The organism is Bacillus sp. UNCCL81 (genome assembly GCF_900112535.1).
Taxonomy (GTDB): Bacteria; Bacillota; Bacilli; order Bacillales; family Bacillaceae_G; genus Gottfriedia; species Gottfriedia luciferensis_B.
The window spans coordinates 1-22589 of record NZ_FOMF01000017.1 but is presented as its reverse complement, the minus strand read 5'-3'; the positions used below and the strand labels follow the sequence as shown (position 1 = coordinate 22589).

Below are 22589 nucleotides of genomic sequence, written 5' to 3'. Positions count from 1 at the left end.
TTCACTTGGTTATATTACGAAAAGACGTAACCACTTCTGGTTACGTCCTCTTATAAGTTTCAAAGCAAAGATGTAATTTTTATATTAATCAAATAAAGTACTTACTGATTGCTCTTCATATACACGGATAATCGCTTCACCTAATAGGCCAGCAACTGATAATTCAACAAGTTTATCAGTCTTTTTATCTTCAGTAAGACAAATTGAATTTGTTACAACTAATTCTTTAATACAAGAGTTTTCGATACGATCAATTGCCGGTCCAGACAATACAGGGTGTGTACAACATGCATATACTTCTTTTGCACCATGCTCTACTAATGCATTAGCAGCAAGTGTAATTGTACCCGCTGTATCAATAATATCATCAATTAAGATAGCCGTTTTACCATCAATATTACCGATGATGTTCATAACTTCAGCAACATTTGGTTTTGGACGACGTTTATCAATGATAGCAATAGGAGCTTTTAGACGATCTGCCATTTTACGAGCTCTTGTTACTCCACCGTGGTCAGGAGAAACAATTACGATATCTTCAAGCTGTTTTTTTCTAAAGTAATCTGAAAGGATAGGTACACCTAATAAGTGATCAATCGGAATATCAAAGAATCCTTGAATTTGTGGAGCATGTAAATCAAGTGTAATCACTCGAGTTGATCCCGCAGTTTCAAGTAGATTTGCAACTAACTTTGATGTAATCGGCTCACGTGAACGAGCTTTACGATCTTGACGAGCGTAACCGTAGTAAGGAATTACAATGTTAATTGTTTTTGCTGATGCACGTTTTAAAGCATCAATCATAATTAATAATTCCATAATACTTTCGTTTACAGGGAAACTTGTTGATTGAATGATAAATACATCACAACCACGGATACTTTCCTCAATGTTAATTTGCACTTCTCCATCGCTAAAACGAGAAACCGAACATTTACCAAGCTCTACACCAATGTGTTTTGCAATTTCTTCAGCTAATTTAGGATTCGAGTTTAGAGTAAATACTTTTAAATGCTTGTCTGGATAATGATTAGGCATGTTTCGTGTACCCTCCGCTTTTTTTCTTTTCTTTTTATCTATAATTAATTTTTATAGTAACCTTCTTTGTTCACTTGTCTTGCTCTTGCAATTGCTAGTGAATCTTCTGGAACTTCATCAGTAATCGTAGAACCAGCTGCAATGTATGAACCTTTTTTCACAGTTACAGGTGCAATTAAATTTGAATTACAACCAACAAAGACATTGTCCTCAATCGTTGTTTTAAACTTATTTTTACCATCATAGTTCACAGTGATTGAGCCACAACCAAGATTAACACCTTGACCAATTTCCGCGTCACCAATATAGCTTAAATGAGATGCTTTACTTCCGTTACCAAAAGTAACTTTCTTAGTTTCAACAAAATTTCCAATTCGAACTTCATCACCTAATGTTGATGCCGGACGAATGTGAGCAAATGGTCCAACTGTAGTTGAATGACCGATATTACTTTCATGTACAACTGATTGTTTAATAACTGTATCATTACCAATTTCACTATCGATAATTTCAGTATTTGGGCCAATTGTACTACCCGCTCCAATTATACTATTTCCATAGATCATTGTACCAGGGTAAATAATTGCATCCGAACCAATTTTTGCATCTGCAGAGATATATGTGCTAGCCGAATCGATAATCGTTACACCATTCAACATATGCTTTTTGTTTATATTTTTGCGCATGATTGATTCTGCAATAGATAATGCATAACGATCATTTACACCTAATGTTTCATCGAAATTTGCTGTTTTATATGCAGCTACTATTTCGCCTTTTGCTTTTAGTATCTCAATAACATCTGGTAAGTAGTACTCACCTTGAGCGTTATTATTGTTTACTTCATTTAATGCTTCAAATAATGCTTTATTATCAAAGCAATATGTACCTGTATTGATTTCTTGAACTGTTAGCTCTTCTGGACTTGCATCCTTATGCTCAACAATTTTTAATACAGACCCATTTTCGCCCCTAATTATTCTACCATAACCAGTTGAATCCTCAAGATGAGCTGTTAAAATTGTAGCTTTTGCTTGTAATCTTTCATGCTCATCGAATAAGGCTTGAATTGTCTCTGGCGAAATTAATGGTGTGTCACCACAGATTACTAAAGTAGTTCCTTTTTTATCCTTTAACATTGGCGCTGCTTGAATAACAGCATGTGCAGTACCTAATTGCTCAGCTTGTAGAGCATACTCACTATGATCACCTATTTGTGTTTTAACTAATTCCGCTCCGTGACCTACAACAGTTACAATATTTTGTACACCAACTGACAATACGTGGTCTACAACATGTTGAACCATAGGTTTCCCACAAACAGGGTGAAGTACTTTATATAATTTTGATTTCATTCTAGTACCTTTTCCTGCAGCTAGAACAATCGCATATTTATTTGACATAGTCATCCTCCATCAATCTAAATACCTATACCTGGTAGCTCAAAATGCTAATTTTAATATTTTTCCACAAAATACATCCATTTTATTATACCATAAAAAAAGAACCCATTATACATTAATGGGTTCTTTTTGGTCATATTTTTAAGAAGCACCTGCTTCTTCAAAGTCTTCTTCTAACTCACCTACACGGTGATATTCAGCTAATACAGAATCTTGTATTTTGCTACGAGTTGAAGAGTTAATCGGATGAGCGATATCACGGAACTCTCCATCCGGAGTACGTTTACTTGGCATTGCTACAAATAAACCGTTATTACCATCGATTACGCGAATATCATGAACAACAAATTCATGATCTAATGTAATTGATGCGATAGCTCTCATACGACCCTCCGTGTTTACGCGGCGTAGTCTTACGTCTGTCACTTCCATCTAGTTCACCACCTTTATCAACTTAAACCATAATTAGTAAGTTTCAACAATTATCAATAATTTCCTTCTTTTTGGAAAATTTTTTATTTAAATTATTTAATTTTTACAAATGTTTACTAAATTAATGTCCTTAACTTATTTATCGGATTATTTTAATTGAATTTTAATGAATATAAAAAAACTTGAAAATAATTTCAAGTTTTTTCACGCTGTTGGAAAACATCCTTGTCATAAAATTACCAAATTAAAGGCGTAGAGTGATGTTGATTTCCACTACGGGGTGCTCGCTTTCCATGGGGCGAGTCCCGAGCCTCCTCGGCTAGCCTGCGGGGTCTCGGGCTTCCCGCTTATCCCATAGGAGTCGAGCACCCCTTCGTTCCAATCAACTTAGTCATCAAAAAAAGTTTTTAATAAAAATCGAATCAAATAGTCCTTTGCTTAGCGTATACTAACAGTCGTTTATTAATCAGTTTATTGGTCAATCAATATTAAATATTTTATTAAACTATCAATTGAACTTTTTTATAGAAATTAACTATTAAATATTTTTAACTTCTCAAGAATAAACAATTACTATAGTTTGTTGATATTAAGTGACTCTCAATCCGTTATATTTGAGACCTTTAGAAGAATAGGTATTCAAAGGAGAAAACAAGAAATTTGCAAGTAAGCCAAGTTTCATTATAGAAAAGGATAAAAATAGAGAAATTATATTAAAGCCCATCATAATACCCAAAAAATTCACAAATACATAAATTTCAATTTTTTTATTTATGAAAATATTGACTAAGTAATACTTCTACACAATAAAAAAAACCTGAAAATAATTTCAGGTTTTGGTCTTATATAACTGCGATACATTCGATTTCTACTAATACGTCTTTAGGTAGTCTTGCAACTTCGACACAGCTTCTTGCGGGTTTGTGTCCATTGAAAAACTCTTCATAAATTGCATTAAAATCAACAAAAGTTGTTAAATCTTTTAAAAATACAGTTGTTTTAATTACTTTTGATAAATCTGTTCCAGCTTCTTCTAGAACAGCCTTAAGGTTCGCAAACACTTGTTTTGTTTGTTCCTCAATACCACCTTCTACAATATTTCCTTCTACAGTTAATGGAATTTGTCCAGAAGTGTATAATAATCCATTAGCGATTATTGCTTGAGAATATGGTCCAATTGCTTTTGGTGCATAATCAGTATGAATTAATTGCATTATGTATCTTCCCCTTCTTCATTATATACAATTAGCTTATCTATTTAACGATTATAAGCTTTCCGTTTTAATAAATGATTCTTCTTGAAAATTGCCTCTTTCAACTCGAATAAGCTGTTCTCTTTCATTTACCTCAGATAACTTTACAAGTGATATATAATCTTCAACTAATCTTTCTTCAATATTTACTGCCTCGACTAATACACCGATTCCTGCAACATTTGCTTGAAACTCCTTAAGCAAATTTTTCATACCAGTAACCGTTCCACCAGCTTTCATGAAATCATCAATAATTAAAACATTAGAACCTGCCTCGATGCTTCTTTTTGCTAATGACATTGTTTGTATACGTTTTGAAGAACCAGATACGTAATTAATACTTACTGTTGATCCTTCCGTAACCTTGTTATCTTGACGAACAATTACAACAGGTACATTTAAAAAGTTTGCAACAGCATACGCTAAAGGAATTCCTTTTGTAGCAATTGTCATAACGATATCTATTTTTTGATTACTGAATATAGATGCAAACATACGGCCTACACTATTAACATAGTTAGGATTGCTTAATATATCAGTCATGTATAAGTAACCACCGGGCAACACTCGGTCCGGTTTTTGAAGTAGATCACATAATTCTTCAATCACTGTATTTACTTCTTGATTACTTATACTAGGAATATACTTTACTCCACCAGCTGCTCCTGGCACAGTTAAAAGTGTCCCAATTCCTTGCTGTTCGAACGTCTGCTTTATAATACCTAAATCTTCACTTACTGATGATTTAGCAGACGCATATAAATCAGCAAAAAAAGTTAATGATACTAATTGTTGTGGATGATGCAACAAATAGTGTGTCATACCTACAAGACGAGAGCTTCTTCTAATTTTCATGCAGCACCTCAAATCACGAATATTTTATAAAAATTTTATAATAATATTCGTTTTTAATCAAGTTTTTCCCTTTCACCTAACATCCGAACGGCGTATACTTGATCGCAGAAACCTTTTAATCCGTTATAAACACGATTCATCCTAGAATCATGGCGAACTAATCCGAATACTGTAGGACCACTTCCGCTCATTAAAACCGCATCTGCACCAAAACGCTTCATTTGATCCTTAATCATTGCAACCTCAGGGTGTAATTGCAGTGTAACTGTTTCTAATACATTTCCTAATGACTGACAAATATCGTCGTAATTTTTATTCGAAATGGCATTAACCATACGATCTACATCAGGATGTTGAATATTATCTAATTTAAGCTTTTGATAAACAGTTGCTGTTGAAACTCCCTGTGTTGGTTTTGCTAAAATAACCCAACAAGGTGGTGGTGTATCGATATGTTCAATTTTTTCTCCACGACCTGTAGCTATTGCTGTTCCGCCGTAAACACAAAATGATACATCCGACCCGATTTTAGACCCAATTACCGCTAATTCATCTAACGAACAATTTAAATTCCAAAGCTTATTCAGACCTCTTAGTACTGCCGCTGCATCTGAACTACCTCCTGCTAAACCAGCAGCAACAGGAATATTTTTTGTAATAAAAATATGTGCGCCTAATTTAACTCCGAACATTTCTTTCAGTAGCATCGCAGCTTGATAAGCTAAATTGCGTTGATCATCAGGCACGTAACGATTATGTGATGTAACGACAATTTTATCTTCCTGAATAAGCTCTAATTCAATTCGATCGGCTAAATCGATCGTTGTCATAATCATTTTTACATCATGATAACCGTCGCCTCTCTTCCCTACGACGTCTAATGAAAGATTTATTTTCGCAGGAGCCTTCACCATTAATTTCACTATTCTCACCTTCTTATGAACACTTACTTTTTTGCTATTGTATCATAATTAACTCATAAGAAAAATGTACCCCAATGAAAGTGAGCTAGATCAGTAAATTTTCTTTAGGAAGATTCACAAAAACCGAAGCATTTAGCTTCGGTTTGATGTGTAGACAAAATCGCTTGTCGAAGTGAAGATTGTTTATTGTTGCTTATTAGATAATTGTAACTCAGCTAATTCGATTGCCCTTTTAACCATGTTGCCGGCATCCTTCGCTCGAATGCCTCCCCAGCCTTCTTTTTGAACGACGTCGTAGAAACCAAGATCTTTTGCAAGTTCCTCTTTAAAGCTCTGTGACATTATACCTCTTTTTCTTCTACCCAAAAAAAGCAACCCCCTTTTTCCACTTCGACATTGTTAGTATGTGTAAATCTGTTTAATTTCATGAATAATAAAAAGAAAAGGGACAGTAGAAAATTCTACTGCCCATTCGCCATCAGTCCACTTGTATGGTCATCACAGAAAAACAATTCAACTGTTTCTGTTAAAATATCTGCATAACTAAAAGATAAGCGTTCAAATGCGTTCTCTTCTTGATCTAATTGTACCACGAATATGGATGGATATGTTTCTGCTAATACACCGGAACGTTCTACAGTCTTTCTACGTCCGCTGTTTGCTTTCAATGTAAGTCGTTGTCCAACATGACTATCTAAAGTATCCTTTATTTCAGATAATTTTTTTGCCATTTCATACCACCTCACTATGACAAGTATACCATCTTATGTAAACTAAGTCAAAAAAGATAAAATTATACCAACGATACAGGTTACCTGTCAATATTTTTTTGCAACACCCGATTATTATTTGTGAAAATCAGAAAATTTATGTATGAGAATAAAAAAAAGATTTTCTACATACGAGTTCTCTCGCTAATGTAGAAAATCTTTTCCTTACTCCTCTTCCATCGATTGGAAAGGTAGCCCTGTTCTTAAAATTCCTTTTGTTTCTACTCCGCCTAGTCCCTTTTCACCTGTAATTGTATTACGAACTACTTCATAAACATTTACTCGATCCATAAATGATGTGAAGCTTATCTTTCCAACAACATAAACGGGATCTAATGCATGTATGTTTACCCTAGTTGGTGAGCTTGCAAAGTTTGCTCCTGCGCGTATAATCGCTTCAAAGTGAGATTGACATGCCCCAGCAAAAATTACAAGGTGATCTAAAGACGGAACCTTTTTTCGCGCTTCTTTTACAGCATCGACAAAATATCTTGAATGTCTGTAAGCTTCTATATCAGTAACGACCCCTTTTGCCTTTGTGTATGCATCATGACCAGTTATAACGAGTATATCGGGACGATAATGATCTAAGTAATAACCAATTTTTGTTGGTAATTCTGTTTCCTTACAATAGATTCCCTCAACGGGGACACCCATCTTATTATACATTTCAAGACATTTTTTTAAATAAATTGGATCTCCATCGATGTGAAGTACCCGACCTGGTATTTGAAAAAGATTTACATCTGTTCTATATCCATTTGTTGCTTGAAATCTTCTTTTTTCTTTTTGCTCCAAGGCTTCTCTTTTAAATAGTTTGTAGTTTTCCTCAATTTGAACAGATGATCTTTTACCTTTTTCTCGATACTCTGATTCAATGATTACTCGCAGGTCAGATAAAGGCGCATCAGCAATTAAACGAAAATCGTCACCATATAAAACAGCAATGACTTCATCCCCGATTTGTTTTACCTCCACTACTCGAAAAACTAGGTCATATTTATAAGATGCTCTTTCTACTATATCCCCTACATTAATATTCACATGCCTTCCCCTCCAAAATTGCTTAAGTACACTACGAGTTCGCTCTCTTTTTTTAGATTATGTATGGACAAAAAAAAGGGTGAAAAGAAGGTTTATTGAACTTTTGTAGGGCAACAGAACTAAAATAAAGTAGCAAAAAAAAAGATGATTACAAACTAGTTGGTAAACTAGCTTATAATCATCTCTTTGTTATTTTACTTTTACTTGTTTATATAGACTATTACTTAATGTTGCAAATTCTTGAATTGATAAAGTTTCTCCTCTTCTTGTTCCCTCAATACCTGCCTCTAGAAGACAAGCTTCAAGTATTGCTTTATCCTTTTTAAGATGAGAAAAGTTATTTAATAAATTATTATTTAATGTTTTTCGTCTTTGAGCAAAGCTCGCTCTAACTACTTCAAAAAAGAATGATTCATCAATTACCTCTGCTGCTGGTTCTTCACGTTTTACTAGCTTTATAACAGCAGAATCAACATTTGGCTGTGGCATAAAGACTGTTCTAGGTACAGTCATAACAGTTGAAGCATGTGTATAAAACTGTATTGCGATTGATAGTGAACCATAATCCTTTGTTCCCGGCTTAGCGGAGATACGGTCAGCCACTTCTTTTTGTAACATACAAACAATGCCTCTGATTGGTAAACCTTCTGTTAATAGCTTCATGATAATTGGTGTCGTTACATAATAAGGCAAGTTAGCGACTACCATTATATCTAACTCATTCGGCAAATACTCATTAATCGCTTTTTCAACATCTGCCTTTAATACGTCTTCATTAACGATTTGTATATTATCATATGGTGAAAGTGTATCTTCTAAGATTGGGATTAGTCTATTATCAATTTCAAAAGCTAATACTTTCTTAGCACGCTTAGCAATTTGCTCAGTTAATGCTCCAATTCCCGGTCCAATTTCAATTGCACAACTTTCTTCAGTTAAATCTGCATAACTTACAATGTTTTCTAGTATATTTGTATCAATTAAGAAATTTTGACCAAAGCTTTTTTTAAAGAAGAAATCGTACTTGGCTAATATTTCTTTCGTTCGACTAGGTGTCGCGATATCCTTCATTATTTTTCCTCCATTAAAACTTTTTTTACTGCTTGCCCAAATTCATCTTTTGAGATTTGAAACATTTGCAGTCTTTTCTCTAGTTGCTTACCGTTTGTATAACCTATATTAAGAATTTTACCAAGTTTATCTCGTCTTTCACTTGAAGAGGGATGTCCAATTAATCCGGCATCTATTAAATCTTCCTTTGTAATTTCAGATTCAACTTCGATAAATTCCTGCTTAACATGAATTAAAGCATTTCGAATAGATTCTCTAGTAGCATGCTCGATTCCTAATCCTTTTTTACCTGAACGAACAGCTTCTTCCTTTGGTAAAAACGCATGCTTACATCCTGGTACATGTTCTTTAATAATCGAGCGAATACGTTGTCCAGGATAATCAGGATCTGTAAATACGATAACTCCTCGAGTCTCCTGAGCATGCTTTATTAATTTTAAAGTATCCTTATTTATAGCAGAACCACTTGTTTCAATTGTATCTGCATCCACAGCTCTTTTAATTGCCGCCGTATCATCTTTACCTTCAACAACAATGATTTCTTTAATTTTCATTTGTTCCTCCAACCAATACAAGTATATGTAATCATACCATAAGGATAATAAAACTTCATACTCTCTTAAAAGTAGTATAAAAAAAAGCAGAAGGACTTATCCTTCTACTTTCATTCAAACAACGATCTATTTTAAAAATATTAACTAATAATACGAATTTTTACAGTACGACGACCAAAATCAAAACAATCGTCTTTTGTAGGCATTAGAATATCGATTCTTCTACCTTTAATTGCTCCACCTGTATCACCAGCAATAGCAACACCATATCCTTCAACCCAAACTTTAGATCCTAAAGGAATCACTTTTGGATCAACTGCAATCAGTTTTGTGTTAGGATTTTTACGAACATTAATACCTAAAGCTGTTACACCAGACATCCCAGCATCGTAAGGTGAATATGCAGTTGCTTCAACGTACATTTCTTTTACCTTACTACTTGATTTTGGAGCACTAGATTTTACTAATGCACTTGATGTTGGTACAGACTTTGTTCCAACTGCAACTACTCGATCAACTGGTTCTTTTAAAATAGTTTCATCTACTAGCGTTTTAGAAACTACCTTACCATTTTCTTTAATCAATTCAAAGTTACGTTTAACAAGCCCTTTTACACCTTCTGAAATGACCGAAGATTCATCCTTATACATAGAAGAATCTTTTTGCTCTTTTTCTTTAAAATCTACAGGCTCTTCCACCACATCGTTGACTTTTTCGACACGGATAACTCGAACTGTATCATTTTGTTTGATCATTTCGCCGGCACCTGGTTCAACTCGGTCAAATTCGTTTAATGTAATGTTCTGCTTTTCTAAAAAGTCAGCGACAGTAGTCGAAGTTGCAAATACTTTTTTAGAAACTCCTCCGTCATTTAATACCATAGGGAATGCTTTTTCGTAAGATACCTTACCATTTTCCTCTAACGGTGTTGACAGTGCAGGCATTATAACATCATCAGGATTGATCTTAATATTTTGTTCCTTTAATAATTCCTTTACCGTTTGAGCAGTTGTCATAATGACTTTTTCCTGCCCATCGATCGTAAGTTTAACAGGTTTCGCTAAATGAACTGTAATATCCATATCATCTGATATTTTCGTTTTGGCTGACGGATATATTTCATCTGCATTCGTAATATTAATATTTTGTTCTTTTAATAATTCAGCCACAGTATTTGCATGTGTTTGAATAACCTGTTCCTTCCCGTCTACCTCAAGAGTTACTTGTTCTTTAAGTCCCTCATATGCTCCTGTACCTACTGATCCAGTGAAAACTAAAGCTCCTGCAAGTTGTACTGCTAGTTTTTTACTACTCCCAAGTCTAGAAAGTAACCTATTCGCGTCTATCACGATTTTACTCCTCCTTTTCGCCTGAGAAAAAAGATTGACTAGCTCCAAACCTATTAACTAGTGCTTCTACTCTACTGAATGTATGTTTACTAGATTTAGAAGTAGAAGAGTTTTCTTTCGACAAATTCTTCAACTCTTCATACGTGAACTGTGACGAATATTATGTATTCGTACTAGTTCATGAGATCATTTGTTAATCTGAAAAATATTACACGCATTTTCGAAAGTTCGTTTTTGAACTTCCTCGACTGATATGTTTTTTAAACGTGCAATTTCATCAGCAACAAGTGATACATAGCTAGGTTCGTTTCTTTTTCCTCTATACGGATGTGGTGTTAAGTATGGACAATCCGTTTCGATTAATAGATTTTCTAACGGAATCTCTGTCGCAACTTCTTTTGGTTTTTTTGCATTCTTAAATGTAACTGGTCCTCCTAATGAAATATAGAAGTTCATTTTAATACATTCTTTTGCAGTTTCCACACTTCCGCCGAAGCAGTGCATGATGCCACCTACTTCAGATGCATTTTCTTCTTTTAAAATGGTTACAATGTCTTCTGTTGCGTCTCGATTGTGAATGACAATCGGTAGTCCGCATTCTTTCGCTAATTGAATTTGTTTGCGAAATACTTCTTTTTGGATTTCCTTTGGAGATTTATCCCAGTAGTAATCTAATCCAGTTTCACCAATTGCTACTACTTTAGGATGTTTTGATAATTCCTTAATCCATTCAAAATCTTCATCAGTTGCGTCAATTGCATCAACTGGATGCCAGCCAATAGCTGCATAAAGAAAATCATACTTCTCAATTAATTCCATAGCTTTCGTAATTGTTGGTCGATCAAAGCCAACAACTACTTGATGAACAACTCCTGCTTCAAGAGCTCTACTTATTACTTCTTCAAGGTCTTCTTTGTATTGATCTGCATTTAAATGTACATGTGTATCAAAAAGCATTTTTACTTCCCCTTTGCTCATCTGAGATTTAGTCTAGCATACCGTAAAATTTCTTACCTAACGCACAGTTAACAATTCCGTTACAAAAAGAAACAGTCAAAATTAAGCAATTTCTAATTAATTTTTAAAGATGTTTTAAATTAATTCCATGTTATATCAAGACTTTCTTGCTTTTTGAAACAAAATTCTGATAATTTTTTTAGTTTACTATTGTAATCAATCTGTAATATTTTCTTCATATAGTGACATTTTTTAACAATAACTTGTTAATACCTGCCATAAATCAACAATTTATTATCATTTTTGTGATTCTTATGATATTTTTACAATTTTCTGCACAATACAACAATTATTTCAGTAAAATAAATCAAAAAAGAAAAGTATTTCATGTTAGTTTTTACACGAAATACTTTTCTTAGTAACTTTATTTAATAATAGTACCGTTTGGTAATGATTGATCAATTGTTGCTAGTGATAGTTTACCTTCAATACTTCCTGCAAGGATCATCCCTTCGGATAATTCCCCTCTAAGCTTTACAGGTTTTAAATTCGTTACGCAGATCACTTTTCTACCAATTAAGTCTTCTGGTTTATAGTATTCCGCTATACCTGATACAACTTGTCTTGATTCATTTCCTAAATCTAATTGAAGTTTTAGAAGTTTTTTTGCTCCTTTTACTGCACCAGCTTCTTTTACTTCAGCTACCTTTAGTTGAACTTTAAAGAAATCATCAATTGTAATTTCAGGAACAGTTTCTTCGACTTTCTCTTCTACCACTGGTTTTACAGTACTTTGCATTTGTTCTTTAATATATGCAACTTCAACCTCTGTCTCTAAACGTGGGAAAATCGGTTCACCCTTTTGTACTCTCGTATCCTCTTGAATTGCTCCAAACTTATTTAGGCTATCCCATGAAAGAATCTTTTCATCAACGAGTCCTAACTGATTGAAAATTTTTGCTGGAGTCTGAGTTAAGAAAGGTTTTAATAAAATCCCCACTTGACGTAAAGATTCAGCTAAATGCGCCATTACCGATGCTAGTTCTTGTACACGGCTTTCGTCCTTAGCAAGTACCCACGGCTGTGTCTCATCAATATATTTGTTTGTACGACTAACGAACTGCCAAATATTTGTTAATGCAACTGAAAATTCCATATTTTCCATTGCTGCTTCCACAGTTTCCTTCGTGTTCTTTGCCATTTGTTGAAGGTTTTCATCAAAATCTGTTACTGTGCCGTTAACTGCAGGAATATTACCATCAAAGTATTTTTGGATCATTGCAATTGTTCGATTTAATAAATTTCCTAGATCATTTGCTAAATCAAAATTAATACGGTCAACGAATCCTTCTGGCGTAAAAATACCATCTGATCCAAAAGGAACTTCACGTAATAAATAGTATCTCAGAGCATCTAAGCCATATCGTTCGATTAATACTACTGGATCTACAACATTTCCTTTTGATTTACTCATCTTGCCGTCTTTCATTAATAACCATCCGTGAGCAAAGACCTTTTTAGGTAATGGTAAGTCTAATGCCATTAACATAATCGGCCAATAAATCGTGTGGAAACGTACAATTTCTTTACCAACTAAATGAACATTCGCTGGCCAATATTTTTTATAGTTTTCTTCATTATCTGAACCATAACCTAAAGCCGTAATATAGTTAGATAAAGCGTCAATCCAAACATAAATTACATGTTTAGCATTGCCAGGTACCTTTACACCCCAGTCGAATGAAGTACGTGAGACAGCTAGATCCTCTAAGCCTGGTTTAATGAAATTGTTAATCATTTCATTTTTTCTTGATTCAGGTTGAATAAATTCTGGGTTTTCTTCATAATACTTCAGTAATCGGTCAGCATATTTACTCATTTTAAAGAAATATGACTCTTCTTTAACTAGCTCTACTGGATGGCCGCTGTCAGGACTTTTTCCACCAATAATTTTTCCTTCTTCATTATATAGAGGATCAACAATTTGTGTTTCAGTATAATATGTTTCATCCGGTACTGAATACCAACCCTCATACTCGTCCAAATAAATATCACCTTGATCAAGTAATTGCTTGAAAATCTTTTCAACAATTTCTTTATGTCTATTTTCTGTTGTACGGATAAAGTCATCATATGAAATATCTAATTTTGTCCATAATTCCTTAATTCCTACAACAATATCATCTAAGTATTTTTGAGGCGAGACATTTAATTCCTCAGCTTTACGTTGAATTTTTTGACCATGTTCATCTGTACCCGTTAAATAAAAAACATCAAAACCTTGAAGTCTTTTATATCTAGCCATTGCATCCCCAGCAACAGTCGTATAAGCATGACCTATATGTAATTTTCCGCTCGGATAATATATTGGGGTTGTAATATAAAAAGTTTTATTACTCATTGACCAAAAATCCTCCTTCAAAAATTCTAAATATTGACACTAAATTATTCGCATGATTTTGCATTTCATTATAAAATGAAAAATGAGTTATCTGCATATCCCCATCTACTATTACAACTTCATACTTATTTTATAAGTTAAATTTTACACAATAGTAACATCTATTTCTATTATTTCTCGTAAATATACATACATTTTCTCTTTAATTAACCCATATTGGCATAGTAACACTATGTATCTCTGTTTTTTGGACTACATAGCACATTTATTTTCATAAAAACTTTATACTAGGAGGATTAATTATGAAATCTACAGGAATTGTCCGTAAGGTAGACGAGCTTGGCCGTGTAGTCATTCCAATTGAACTTAGAAGAACACTAAATATCACTGAAAGAGACACACTTGAAATATTTGTTCAGGATGATCGAATTATCCTAAAAAAGTATGAACCAAATATGACTTGTATGATGACGGGAGAAATTTCTCAAAATAATCTTGAGGTTGCTGATGGCAAAATTGTTTTAAGTAAAAAAGGCGCAGAGCTTCTAAAATTCGAGATTGAACAATTTATAGCTGATAATAATTAAATTGAAGAGGCTGCCTATTTTAATTGCATTCTCTAAATAAAAGCAAGTAAAAAATGAATAGAGAATAACAAATAAAAAGACAGCCTAACTTCATTTTTAATCCTTATTAAATTTCGTGATATTCCGCATAGACGTCCCTTTTATTTAATGAACGATCCTTCGCAACAAGTTTTATTGCATCTTTACTTTTTTCATTTTTTTCATTTATGTACCAATCGACATGTTGGTTAATTGATAGTTCCTGCCACCAACACTCCTCATTGTTTTTCACATCTTCTTCAGATGCCCCTTCTAAAACAACTACAAACTCTCCACGTACTTCTTCATTCGTTGCCCAGTCTATTGCATCACTAACTGTCCCACGTAAAAACTCTTCGAACTTCTTTGTTAATTCTCTACAAAGTACAATTTGTCTGTCACCTAATACTTCAAGAATAACGTGTAACGTTTCTTTTAAACGGTGTGGAGACTCATATAAAATGACTGTACTACGTTGTCCCTTTAACGGTTCTAATTGCTTCTTCTTATCTTTCTTTTGACGTGACAAGAATCCTATGTATAAAAACGAATCAGTAGGCAGTCCAGATGATATTAAAGATGTTAAGGCAGCATTTGCACCTGGCAAAGGAACGACAGAAATACCTTCTTCTAAACAAAGTTTTACAAGCTCATAACCTGGGTCATTTATACATGGCATTCCTGCATCACTTACTAATCCAACTTTTAATCCTCGTTTCAAGTCTTCTACAAGCTTTAATCCTGCTTTTTCTTTATTATGCTCATGATAACTCACTAATGGCGTTTGTATTTCGAAGTGATTACACAGCTTTTTCGTGTTACGAGTATCCTCCGCCGCAATATAATCTACTTCTTTTAGTATTCGTACCGCTCTAAACGTCATATCTTCTAAGTTACCAATAGGGGTTGGTATTAAATAAAGACAGCCTAATTCCTCATTTAAGAAGCTCTTTTGACTTTTAATCATTACCAGTTCCTCCTCTCATATATCGTTCTTTGTTTTCTCTTGATAATTGCTTAAAAGCGTATTCCGCTTGCATCGCTTCTCTTTTGGTTGGGTACTCCTCAAAAAATATACAATTTACAGGTGTCCTACCCCTTGTATATTTTGCACCCTTTCCATCGTTGTGTTGTTTTACTCTACGTTCAATATTTGTTGTATATCCTGCATAGAAAGTTGTATCTGAACATTCTAGCACGTATAAATAGTGTTTATGATCTTCCATATAGAATTTCCTTTAACTCAGCCGTATACTCGTTATTTTCCTCATATACGTAGATAGGAGGCAAAATTTTAAGGTCAGCCTTCCCACCTTTAATACCTTCAATTAGAAGTGTATTTGCTTCCTTACCCATTTTTGGATAAACAAACTGAATTCTTTTCGGCTCAATACCATGTTTGCGCATTGTTGTAACAATATCCAACATACGCCCTGGACGATGAACCATCGCCAATTTTCCACCATGCTTTAAAAGTTGTTTACTTGCATTGATTACTTCTTCTAAATTCGTTTTAATCTCATGTCTCGCTATTGCATAATGCTCATTCATATTCTGTTCAGAAGTGGGAATATCTTGAAAGTATGGTGGATTACACGTAACAACATCTACAAATTCTCTACCTATTTTATCTGGTGCATTTTTTAAATCGTCATGAATCATTGATATTTTTTCATCTAACTTGTTGTATTCAACGCTTCTTTTAGCCATATCATACAGTCGCTCTTGTATTTCTACACCGAATATATTTGCTTTAGATCTTCGGTGAAGCATCAATGGAATAACTCCATTTCCAGAGCATAAATCAACAATTGTACCTTTTTGGATCGGGACATATGTAAAATTGGATAAAAGAACTGCATCTAATGAAAATGAAAAAACGGATGGACTTTGAATAATCCTCATATCATCGGTTAATAAGTAATCTAAGCGTTCGTCACCTTTAAGCATAATTAGTTCCTTTCAAATTCATACCAATATTATCTTTTAGCATTGCCTAATTGTATAACAATTAACTAGCAATGCATAAAAAGAAGCTATTCCATTTGGAACCTGCGCGCTTTACCTTTATAAACAGCTTATTTCCTAGCTGTTTTCTAAAAAGGTAATCGCTCGCTTCTTCCGGAATAGCCTACCATTACTTTACTTTTTATCAAAGAAGGATAAACAAAACAGACAGTCCTCACCATGACGTACGCTTCCATAATGTAGATTACAAATATGGAAACCTTCTTGGTACAATCTTGCTAAATTATCATAGCCTTCCCCAAGATCCTTATCCTTTTGTACCTTTTTCTTCTTTGAGTCTTTTATTTGTTCTTTTTCTTCTATACGTTTATTTAGACCTAATCTTTCTCGTAAGTGATCATTCTCAATTTTCGTATAGTGATTTTCTTCTAGTAGCTCAGCGATATATTGTTTTAAATCACTAAGCTGTGTTGATAAATCTTGAATTTGTTCTTCCATATTGGAAAGAGATAAGAATATATTCTTCTTGTCCAATCTTACCACCTCTTAATCTGTGGTTTGTATTGACACGACTCCCTCGTGAATTAAATCATCTAGGGTATACTCCACAACGCGTTCTTTTTTGATCAATTCTACCTGAATAACTCGTTCTAAGATGTTCAATCCTATTACTCTTCCAGGACCTTCTGCTGTCTTGATGATATCCTCTAAGTCTGGAAGTTGTTCTTTTGCAGCCTCATACTCGTCATTTTCATATTTTAAGCAGCACATTAATCGGCCACAAAGTCCTGAAATTTTCGCCGGGTTAAGAGAAAGGTTTTGATCTTTAGCCATTTTAATGGATACTGGTTCAAAATCACCTAAGAACGTTGAACAACATAACATTCTACCGCAAGGCCCAATCCCACCGAGCATTTTAGCTTCATCACGTACTCCTATTTGTCTTAATTCTATTCGAGTACGGAATACTGCAGCTAAATCCTTTACTAATTCCCTAAAGTCTATTCTACCATCTGCTGTAAAATAAAAGATGACTTTATTTCGGTCAAATGTATATTCGACATCAACTAATTTCATATCTAGTTCATGTTGCATAACTTTACTAGAACAAACTTCATAAGCTTCTTTAGCTGATTGTTTATTCTCTTCAACAATCATACGATCATGCTCATCAGCTAATCGCATGACTTTTTTTAACGGAAGGACTACGTCATTTTCTCCGACCTTTTTATTCGGTACAACTACTTTTCCAAATTCAATCCCTCTCACCGTCTCAACGATGACAAAAGTATCTTTAGGGATTGCTAATCCATTTGGGTCGAAATAATAGATTTTACCAGCTTTTTTAAAACGTACTCCGACTACTTCGTACACAATCTACAATCCCTCCTGTAGCTCTATTATCATTTGCTCTAAAACCATTAACATATTTGCGTTTGATGTTAATCGCTTTTTAGCAAAAAGGATGATTTCTAAACAAGTGGTTACTTTCTCTAATGAAATACGATTTAATGATTGTCTCATTAATGGTTCTTCATTTTTAAAAACAACATTTTGATCTTGCTCAGCATATATATATAGCATATCTTTAAAGGCTAATACAAGCATATCAAGCATCATTTGTAACTGTTCCTTCGTATCAAAATGACGAGAAACATTTTGTTGTATGACTAGAAGACTATCTTTTTTTGTTGTTAATAATGCTTCATATAATTCTATCACTAAATCTCTAGCTTGTGCAAACCATTCTTCTTCAGCAATTTGAAGTGCAACTGCCTCACTATTTGTTAATCTTGCTAATAATGGTACTAAGTTTGATTGGAGCTCTATATTAACAAGATGTTCTTCAAAGTATTTTGTTGGTAATGGATTAAAATGGATTGATTGACAGCGAGATTGTATCGTTGGCAAAATTTGTTGTACTTGTTCAGTTAGTAAAAATGCAGTTGTAATTGAGACCGGTTCTTCCAAAAATTTCAATAAAGAATTAGCTGCATTTGTTGTCATTCGATCAGCATGGTCTATTATATAAATTTTTCGATTCGATTCAACAGCTGTTTTAGAGAATTCTTCTTGTAATTGTTGAATTTGATGTTTCTTTATTGAGGCTTCTTCGGGTTCAATTACATAAACATTTGGGTGATTACCCGAATCGACACGCTTACAATTACGACAAGTTCCACAAGGTGTAGCGCCACTTACATTCTCACATAGTAATACTTTTGTGTAGTATAATGCAAGTTCGCGTTTACCAGTTCCTCTTGGGCCTTCAAATAAGTAAGCATGAGCTACCCTGTTCTTAATTACTGCATTTTTTAACATTTTTGTGGCAACTGGTTGACGCTCGCTTAGTTTCTCCCAAGATGTTTTCATGTTTACACCTACTCATATCTATAAATTAATCAATGATATTTTTAAATTGGATCTTTTTTTAAAATCGTATTACCAATTACTTCAGGCTAACTTTTAGCCTACAATTTTCTATTGATTCAAAGTAATTTTTAGTTAAGTTCCGAATAGATTCCTACTTCTATTATACCAGTTCCGTCATGTTATTGTTCATGTAATCAAGTTTTGTATATAATTAAATTTCTTCTATTTTTTCTAAAATCACTTTCAATGTATCATTAAATACTTGAGCGACCTCGTTTGATGCATCAATTCGTTTAAAGCGCCATGGCTCTCTCTTCATAATTTCGACATATCCACTTTGAACTTTTAAATGAAAATCTAGTTCTTCTAAATCAAGTCGATTGATTTCTCTCTCATCTGCTTGGTGAACTCTATTTAACCCAACTTTAGGGTCTAACTCAAAGTAAATTGTTAAATCAGGCATTAATCCATCGATTGCAAATTGATTGATATTATAAATTTCATCTATTCCAATCCCTCTACCGACACCTTGATATGCAAGCGAGCTATCTACAAATCGATCACACAACACAATTTTTCCTTCTGCCAATGCAGGGATTACTTTCTCTGCTAAATGCTGTCTCCTTGCTGCAGCATAAAGTAGCGCCTCCGTACGCTTGTCCATTTCAATATTCTCTGTGTCTAATATAATATTTCTTATACTTTCAGCGATCCGTATCCCACCTGGTTCTCGAGTGGATATAAAATTTACACTTCTTTTACGAAGTTCTTCTGATATCATTTTTATAATTGTTGTTTTCCCTGCACCCTCTGGTCCTTCGAATGTAATGAATAAAGATTTCAAGTGTGTTTCCTCCTAAATCAATACTTCAATTTGTAAATTTTTATCTTCAATCAAATTTTGAATTGTCATTCCATATTGATATACATCATAAATATAATCAACATGCTTAGTAGTAACTAGTTCACCCTTTAGTAAAATAGGAATTCCTGGTGGATAAGGAACTATATTTTCTGCAGAGATTTCTCCTACCGAATCTGCCAAATCTTTTACCAACTTCCTCTTTTTCTTTAAGTCAGCGTAACTATGTAAAACTGTACTCGTGAAGTTAGGTATATTAAGCTTAGGTTGTTTATTTTCAATATAAGTCATAGATTCAGTTGCTTTTTTTATACGATTAACAAGGTCATTAAAATCCATTCTTTCATCTAGCGGAAGGATGAACAGCACATGTCCCCAATCTGATAGTTCAGAATAGACTCCCTCATTTTCAAATATTTCCTGTAATTGCTTACCGGTATGACCTTTTTTACTTTTTACGATTACTTTTAGTAAATCTTGTGTATAGTTTATTCGACTTGATGTAACAGTTTGTATACTAGATAAATCATTAACTTCTTTAATAAATTCGGCAATTTTCTTTTGAAGTATTTTCACCTTATCGTGAGAAAATGTTTCGACAAAACTCCTTGCGTAATCTAAGGAAGCCATAATTGGATAAGAGGGACTGCTGCTTTGTAGCATTCTCAGCATTTCTCTTACTTTATCTTTGCAAACAAATTTTGATTTTATATGTAAATAAGAACCCATTGTCATTGCAGGCAAAGTTTTATGCGCTGATTGTATGACAATATCGGCACCCATAGAGAGTGCATCATTTGGAAAGGGATCCCCGATTATAAAATGTGTTCCATGAGCCTCATCCACGATTGTTGGGATCTCCATACTATGAGCGAACTCAATTATATTTTTTAAATTCTGAGACATTCCATAGTAATTAGGATTGGTTAAAATGATTGCTTTTGCTTTCGGATAATTTTTTATTACATTTATAGATTCCTCACTGTTTACCCCAAGTGGCTGTCCTAACTCTTCATCAATATCTAATGGTAAGAATATAGGTCTTGCTCCAGCAAGTAAAAGACCATGAAAAATTGACTTATGACAATTGCGTTGTACTAATACTTCGTCATTTTCACCACATAACGCTAAAATTGCAGCTAGGTTACCCACAGTTGAGCCATTTACTAAAAAGAAACTTTCTTCTGCTTTGTATACGTTCGCTAACAATTTTTGAGCCTCACTAATCACCTCTGAAGGGTAATGTAAGTCATCTAAGCCATTTAATTCTGTCACATCATAATTTAATATATTTGGTAATCCTAATTCATTTATAAAATTGTGCTTTCCATTTTTATGACCTGGAACATGTAGAGATATTGTTTCTTGATTTACAAACTGTTTCAGTGCATTTAGTAATGGCATTTTATTCATCAATAACTCTTCCTTTAATTTACGCAATTTATTTGTATGTATCGTTATACTAGTATATTTTTTAGTTAGGTTTTAATTTAACCATTCCAAACATACTTTTCAACATTTTAATACAACTACCTAATTCAAAATCCAATATTTTATAGACAATATAAAAACCGATTATATTTACAAGTTCTCTCCATTACTTAAAGGTCCAGTCACATTAAGGAGTGACAAAACAGTAATAAATTATGGCAGAGGTACCTGTATATAAAATCGGTCCTTCACTTTATATCTTATTTTAACTTACAAAAACTTATTAGACTACTACTATTAGTCTATTACGCTTATGCTAATCTCTAATTCGCAATTTCTTCTTTCACCGTACTAATACATCTTAACTTCTCTACAAAGGAATTGTATATAGGTGCGTCTGTTTCAGTTTTTACGATTTTCTTTTCACACTCTTCACATACAAATGCTTCTATAATATGAATGCCATGTTCCTTTTTCTCTTCACAAACTATACATTTTGATAAACCATTCACCTTTATTCCTCCTCTAAGTGTTTTTCCAGTGTAATTTACGATTGATTAAACAATTTCGTTTATTATTTAGTTTTGCAAATTAAAAACTTTTTATACAATTTAAGGCCTATTTTTTTGTAATATATGAAAATAGTTCTAATTTTGTGCTCTCTATTTTAAATATTTTTTTCTAACATGATACTACTTTCCTGCTTTGATCTTATTTTTGTTCCTTCTAACTACTAAAAAAGGACTACAAAAATTTGTAGTCTCTGACTCTAATTACTCGCCAAACGCTTGTTTTCTTGATTACTTCGCCTGCCTGTGCTGTGCTCTATATATAAGTAAACCCAGTACCTCAAAAGAACTGCTACTTAAAGCAAATGCCTTTAAGTGAAGTACTAGTGAAATTAGCTTTGATTAAATACATTGGTCAAGTTTTAAATTATTTAACTTTGGTTCTTTAATTTTTTTATTTACATACACAAAAAAACATCAGCCTAATAGCTGATGTTTTTGGTTACCAGGCGACGTTCTACTCTCACAGGGGGAAACCCCCAACTACCATCGACGCTGAAGAGCTTAACTGCCGTGTTCGGTATGGGAACGGGTGTGACCTCTTCGCAATAATCACCTGATTTGTATTGAGTTGTACTTCGTACCCTCAAAACTAGATAATGTCATTATCAAACTTGTTAGTTAAGTCCTCGACCGATTAGTATCAGTCAGCTCCACGTGTCACCACGCTTCCACCTCTGACCTATCAACCTGATCGTCTCTCAGGGGTCTTACTAGCTTAACGCTATGGG

Annotated in this window: 24 protein-coding genes and 2 rRNA genes; 1 reads left to right on the top strand and 25 read right to left on the bottom strand. The window is 33.7% G+C overall.

What is annotated here, in order from left to right; all coding sequences use genetic code 11:
• Nucleotides 1-84 precede the first annotated feature (84 nt).
• The 14 genes from BM319_RS22675 to metG all read right to left on the bottom strand — a co-directional run bounded on the left by BM319_RS22675 (nt 85) and on the right by metG (nt 14050).
• Nucleotides 85-1038 carry a ribose-phosphate diphosphokinase gene (locus BM319_RS22675; RefSeq protein ID WP_069033957.1) on the bottom strand — a complete coding sequence of 318 codons (954 nt, stop codon included), beginning with the start codon at nt 1036-1038 and terminating at the stop codon, nt 85-87.
• 44 nt (nt 1039-1082) lie between these two features.
• The gene (glmU, locus tag BM319_RS22670; protein WP_091024800.1) at nt 1083-2441 is read right to left on the bottom strand and encodes a bifunctional UDP-N-acetylglucosamine diphosphorylase/glucosamine-1-phosphate N-acetyltransferase GlmU; all 1359 of its coding nucleotides are present in this window, start codon (nt 2439-2441) and stop codon (nt 1083-1085) included.
• A 141-nt stretch (nt 2442-2582) separates the two neighbouring features.
• Nucleotides 2583-2873: a septation regulator SpoVG gene (gene spoVG / locus BM319_RS22665; protein WP_056474486.1), complete on the bottom strand. Its 291-nt coding sequence runs from the start codon at nt 2871-2873 to the stop codon at nt 2583-2585.
• 842 nt (nt 2874-3715) lie between these two features.
• Nucleotides 3716-4087: a RidA family protein gene (locus BM319_RS22660; protein WP_069033955.1), complete on the bottom strand. Its 372-nt coding sequence runs from the start codon at nt 4085-4087 to the stop codon at nt 3716-3718.
• Nucleotides 4088-4138: 51 nt separating this feature from the next.
• Nucleotides 4139-4981 (bottom strand): pur operon repressor, encoded by an 843-nt coding sequence (gene purR, locus BM319_RS22655; RefSeq protein WP_056474490.1) that lies wholly within the window; start codon nt 4979-4981, stop codon nt 4139-4141.
• Nucleotides 4982-5034: 53 nt separating this feature from the next.
• Nucleotides 5035-5904 (bottom strand): 4-(cytidine 5'-diphospho)-2-C-methyl-D-erythritol kinase, encoded by an 870-nt coding sequence (gene ispE / locus BM319_RS22650; protein ID WP_069033954.1) that lies wholly within the window; start codon nt 5902-5904, stop codon nt 5035-5037.
• Between the two features lie 183 nt (nt 5905-6087).
• Nucleotides 6088-6246, bottom strand: coding sequence for a small, acid-soluble spore protein, alpha/beta type (locus BM319_RS22645; protein WP_069033981.1), 159 nt, complete (start codon nt 6244-6246; stop codon nt 6088-6090).
• A 119-nt stretch (nt 6247-6365) separates the two neighbouring features.
• Nucleotides 6366-6635, bottom strand: coding sequence for a biofilm formation stimulator Veg (gene veg, locus BM319_RS22640; RefSeq protein ID WP_069033953.1), 270 nt, complete (start codon nt 6633-6635; stop codon nt 6366-6368).
• A 204-nt stretch (nt 6636-6839) separates the two neighbouring features.
• On the bottom strand, nt 6840-7718 hold the full coding sequence (gene yabG, locus BM319_RS22635; RefSeq protein WP_069033952.1) for a sporulation peptidase YabG: 879 nt from the start codon (nt 7716-7718) through the stop codon (nt 6840-6842).
• Between the two features lie 189 nt (nt 7719-7907).
• Complete coding sequence (rsmA, locus tag BM319_RS22630) at nt 7908-8789, bottom strand: 16S rRNA (adenine(1518)-N(6)/adenine(1519)-N(6))-dimethyltransferase RsmA (RefSeq protein WP_069033951.1); 882 nt, start codon at nt 8787-8789, stop codon at nt 7908-7910.
• Nucleotides 8789-9343, bottom strand: a complete 555-nt coding sequence (gene rnmV, locus BM319_RS22625; RefSeq protein WP_056474503.1) for a ribonuclease M5 — start codon at nt 9341-9343, stop codon at nt 8789-8791. Before rnmV ends, rsmA begins: the two co-directional genes overlap by 1 nt.
• 140 nt (nt 9344-9483) lie before the next feature.
• Entirely contained in the window at nt 9484-10692 is a 1209-nt protein-coding gene (locus BM319_RS22620) for a resuscitation-promoting factor (RefSeq protein WP_069033949.1), read from the bottom strand.
• A 186-nt stretch (nt 10693-10878) separates the two neighbouring features.
• Nucleotides 10879-11649: a TatD family hydrolase gene (locus BM319_RS22615; RefSeq protein ID WP_069033948.1), complete on the bottom strand. Its 771-nt coding sequence runs from the start codon at nt 11647-11649 to the stop codon at nt 10879-10881.
• 424 nt (nt 11650-12073) lie between these two features.
• A complete protein-coding gene (metG, locus tag BM319_RS22610; protein WP_069033947.1) occupies nt 12074-14050 on the bottom strand; it encodes a methionine--tRNA ligase in 1977 nt (658 codons plus the stop codon).
• 302 nt (nt 14051-14352) lie between these two features.
• Here metG and abrB point away from each other — a divergent pair, with 302 nt between their 5' ends.
• Nucleotides 14353-14637: a transition state genes transcriptional regulator AbrB gene (abrB, locus tag BM319_RS22605; RefSeq protein WP_069033946.1), complete on the top strand. Its 285-nt coding sequence runs from the start codon at nt 14353-14355 to the stop codon at nt 14635-14637.
• A 106-nt stretch (nt 14638-14743) separates the two neighbouring features.
• On the opposite strand, the gene rsmI is transcribed toward abrB, so the two are convergent.
• From rsmI to BM319_RS22550, 11 genes are all read right to left on the bottom strand, one after another.
• Nucleotides 14744-15619, bottom strand: coding sequence for a 16S rRNA (cytidine(1402)-2'-O)-methyltransferase (gene rsmI, locus BM319_RS22600; protein WP_091024816.1), 876 nt, complete (start codon nt 15617-15619; stop codon nt 14744-14746).
• Complete coding sequence (locus BM319_RS22595; protein WP_069033944.1) at nt 15615-15881, bottom strand: GIY-YIG nuclease family protein; 267 nt, start codon at nt 15879-15881, stop codon at nt 15615-15617. Before BM319_RS22595 ends, rsmI begins: the two co-directional genes overlap by 5 nt.
• Nucleotides 15868-16608, bottom strand: a complete 741-nt coding sequence (locus tag BM319_RS22590; RefSeq protein ID WP_069033943.1) for a tRNA1(Val) (adenine(37)-N6)-methyltransferase — start codon at nt 16606-16608, stop codon at nt 15868-15870. The genes BM319_RS22595 and BM319_RS22590 overlap by 14 nt, the downstream gene beginning before the upstream one ends.
• A 189-nt stretch (nt 16609-16797) precedes the next feature.
• On the bottom strand, nt 16798-17157 hold the full coding sequence (yabA, locus tag BM319_RS22585) for a DNA replication initiation control protein YabA (RefSeq protein WP_069033942.1): 360 nt from the start codon (nt 17155-17157) through the stop codon (nt 16798-16800).
• A 12-nt stretch (nt 17158-17169) separates the two neighbouring features.
• Nucleotides 17170-17997, bottom strand: a complete 828-nt coding sequence (locus BM319_RS22580) for a PSP1 domain-containing protein (protein ID WP_069033941.1) — start codon at nt 17995-17997, stop codon at nt 17170-17172.
• 3 nt (nt 17998-18000) lie between these two features.
• Nucleotides 18001-18996: a DNA polymerase III subunit delta' gene (holB, locus tag BM319_RS22575; RefSeq protein ID WP_091024797.1), complete on the bottom strand. Its 996-nt coding sequence runs from the start codon at nt 18994-18996 to the stop codon at nt 18001-18003.
• A 211-nt stretch (nt 18997-19207) separates the two neighbouring features.
• Nucleotides 19208-19840, bottom strand: a complete 633-nt coding sequence (tmk, locus tag BM319_RS22570) for a dTMP kinase (protein ID WP_091024794.1) — start codon at nt 19838-19840, stop codon at nt 19208-19210.
• A gap of 12 nt (nt 19841-19852) precedes the next feature.
• Nucleotides 19853-21271 (bottom strand): aminotransferase class I/II-fold pyridoxal phosphate-dependent enzyme, encoded by a 1419-nt coding sequence (locus BM319_RS22565; RefSeq protein WP_091024792.1) that lies wholly within the window; start codon nt 21269-21271, stop codon nt 19853-19855.
• A gap of 341 nt (nt 21272-21612) precedes the next feature.
• Nucleotides 21613-21801, bottom strand: coding sequence for a sigma factor G inhibitor Gin (locus tag BM319_RS22560; protein WP_248267553.1), 189 nt, complete (start codon nt 21799-21801; stop codon nt 21613-21615).
• 501 nt (nt 21802-22302) lie between these two features.
• Nucleotides 22303-22418, bottom strand: a 5S ribosomal RNA gene (gene rrf, locus BM319_RS22555).
• Between the two features lie 57 nt (nt 22419-22475).
• Nucleotides 22476-22589: ribosomal RNA gene (locus tag BM319_RS22550) — 23S ribosomal RNA — on the bottom strand; the annotation flags it as partial.

What these genes read in the sequence shown, in the direction of transcription:
- rnmV (WP_056474503.1), bottom strand. Translation starts at nt 9,343, where the DNA reads ATGAAAATTAAAGAAATCATTGTTGTTGAAGGTAAAGATGATACGGCG.
- BM319_RS22565 (WP_091024792.1), bottom strand. Translation starts at nt 21,271, where the DNA reads ATGAATAAAATGCCATTACTAAATGCACTGAAACAGTTTGTAAATCAA.
- BM319_RS22675 (WP_069033957.1), bottom strand. Translation starts at nt 1,038, where the DNA reads ATGCCTAATCATTATCCAGACAAGCATTTAAAAGTATTTACTCTAAAC.
- veg (WP_069033953.1), bottom strand. Translation starts at nt 6,635, where the DNA reads ATGGCAAAAAAATTATCTGAAATAAAGGATACTTTAGATAGTCATGTT.
- spoVG (WP_056474486.1), bottom strand. Translation starts at nt 2,873, where the DNA reads ATGGAAGTGACAGACGTAAGACTACGCCGCGTAAACACGGAGGGTCGT.
- metG (WP_069033947.1), bottom strand. Translation starts at nt 14,050, where the DNA reads ATGAGTAATAAAACTTTTTATATTACAACCCCAATATATTATCCGAGC.
- purR (WP_056474490.1), bottom strand. Translation starts at nt 4,981, where the DNA reads ATGAAAATTAGAAGAAGCTCTCGTCTTGTAGGTATGACACACTATTTG.
- rsmA (WP_069033951.1), bottom strand. Translation starts at nt 8,789, where the DNA reads ATGAAGGATATCGCGACACCTAGTCGAACGAAAGAAATATTAGCCAAG.
- BM319_RS22645 (WP_069033981.1), bottom strand. Translation starts at nt 6,246, where the DNA reads ATGTCACAGAGCTTTAAAGAGGAACTTGCAAAAGATCTTGGTTTCTAC.
- BM319_RS22615 (WP_069033948.1), bottom strand. Translation starts at nt 11,649, where the DNA reads ATGCTTTTTGATACACATGTACATTTAAATGCAGATCAATACAAAGAA.
- abrB (WP_069033946.1), top strand. Translation starts at nt 14,353, where the DNA reads ATGAAATCTACAGGAATTGTCCGTAAGGTAGACGAGCTTGGCCGTGTA.
- holB (WP_091024797.1), bottom strand. Translation starts at nt 18,996, where the DNA reads ATGAAAACATCTTGGGAGAAACTAAGCGAGCGTCAACCAGTTGCCACA.
- BM319_RS22595 (WP_069033944.1), bottom strand. Translation starts at nt 15,881, where the DNA reads ATGGAAGATCATAAACACTATTTATACGTGCTAGAATGTTCAGATACA.
- BM319_RS22660 (WP_069033955.1), bottom strand. Translation starts at nt 4,087, where the DNA reads ATGCAATTAATTCATACTGATTATGCACCAAAAGCAATTGGACCATAT.
- glmU (WP_091024800.1), bottom strand. Translation starts at nt 2,441, where the DNA reads ATGTCAAATAAATATGCGATTGTTCTAGCTGCAGGAAAAGGTACTAGA.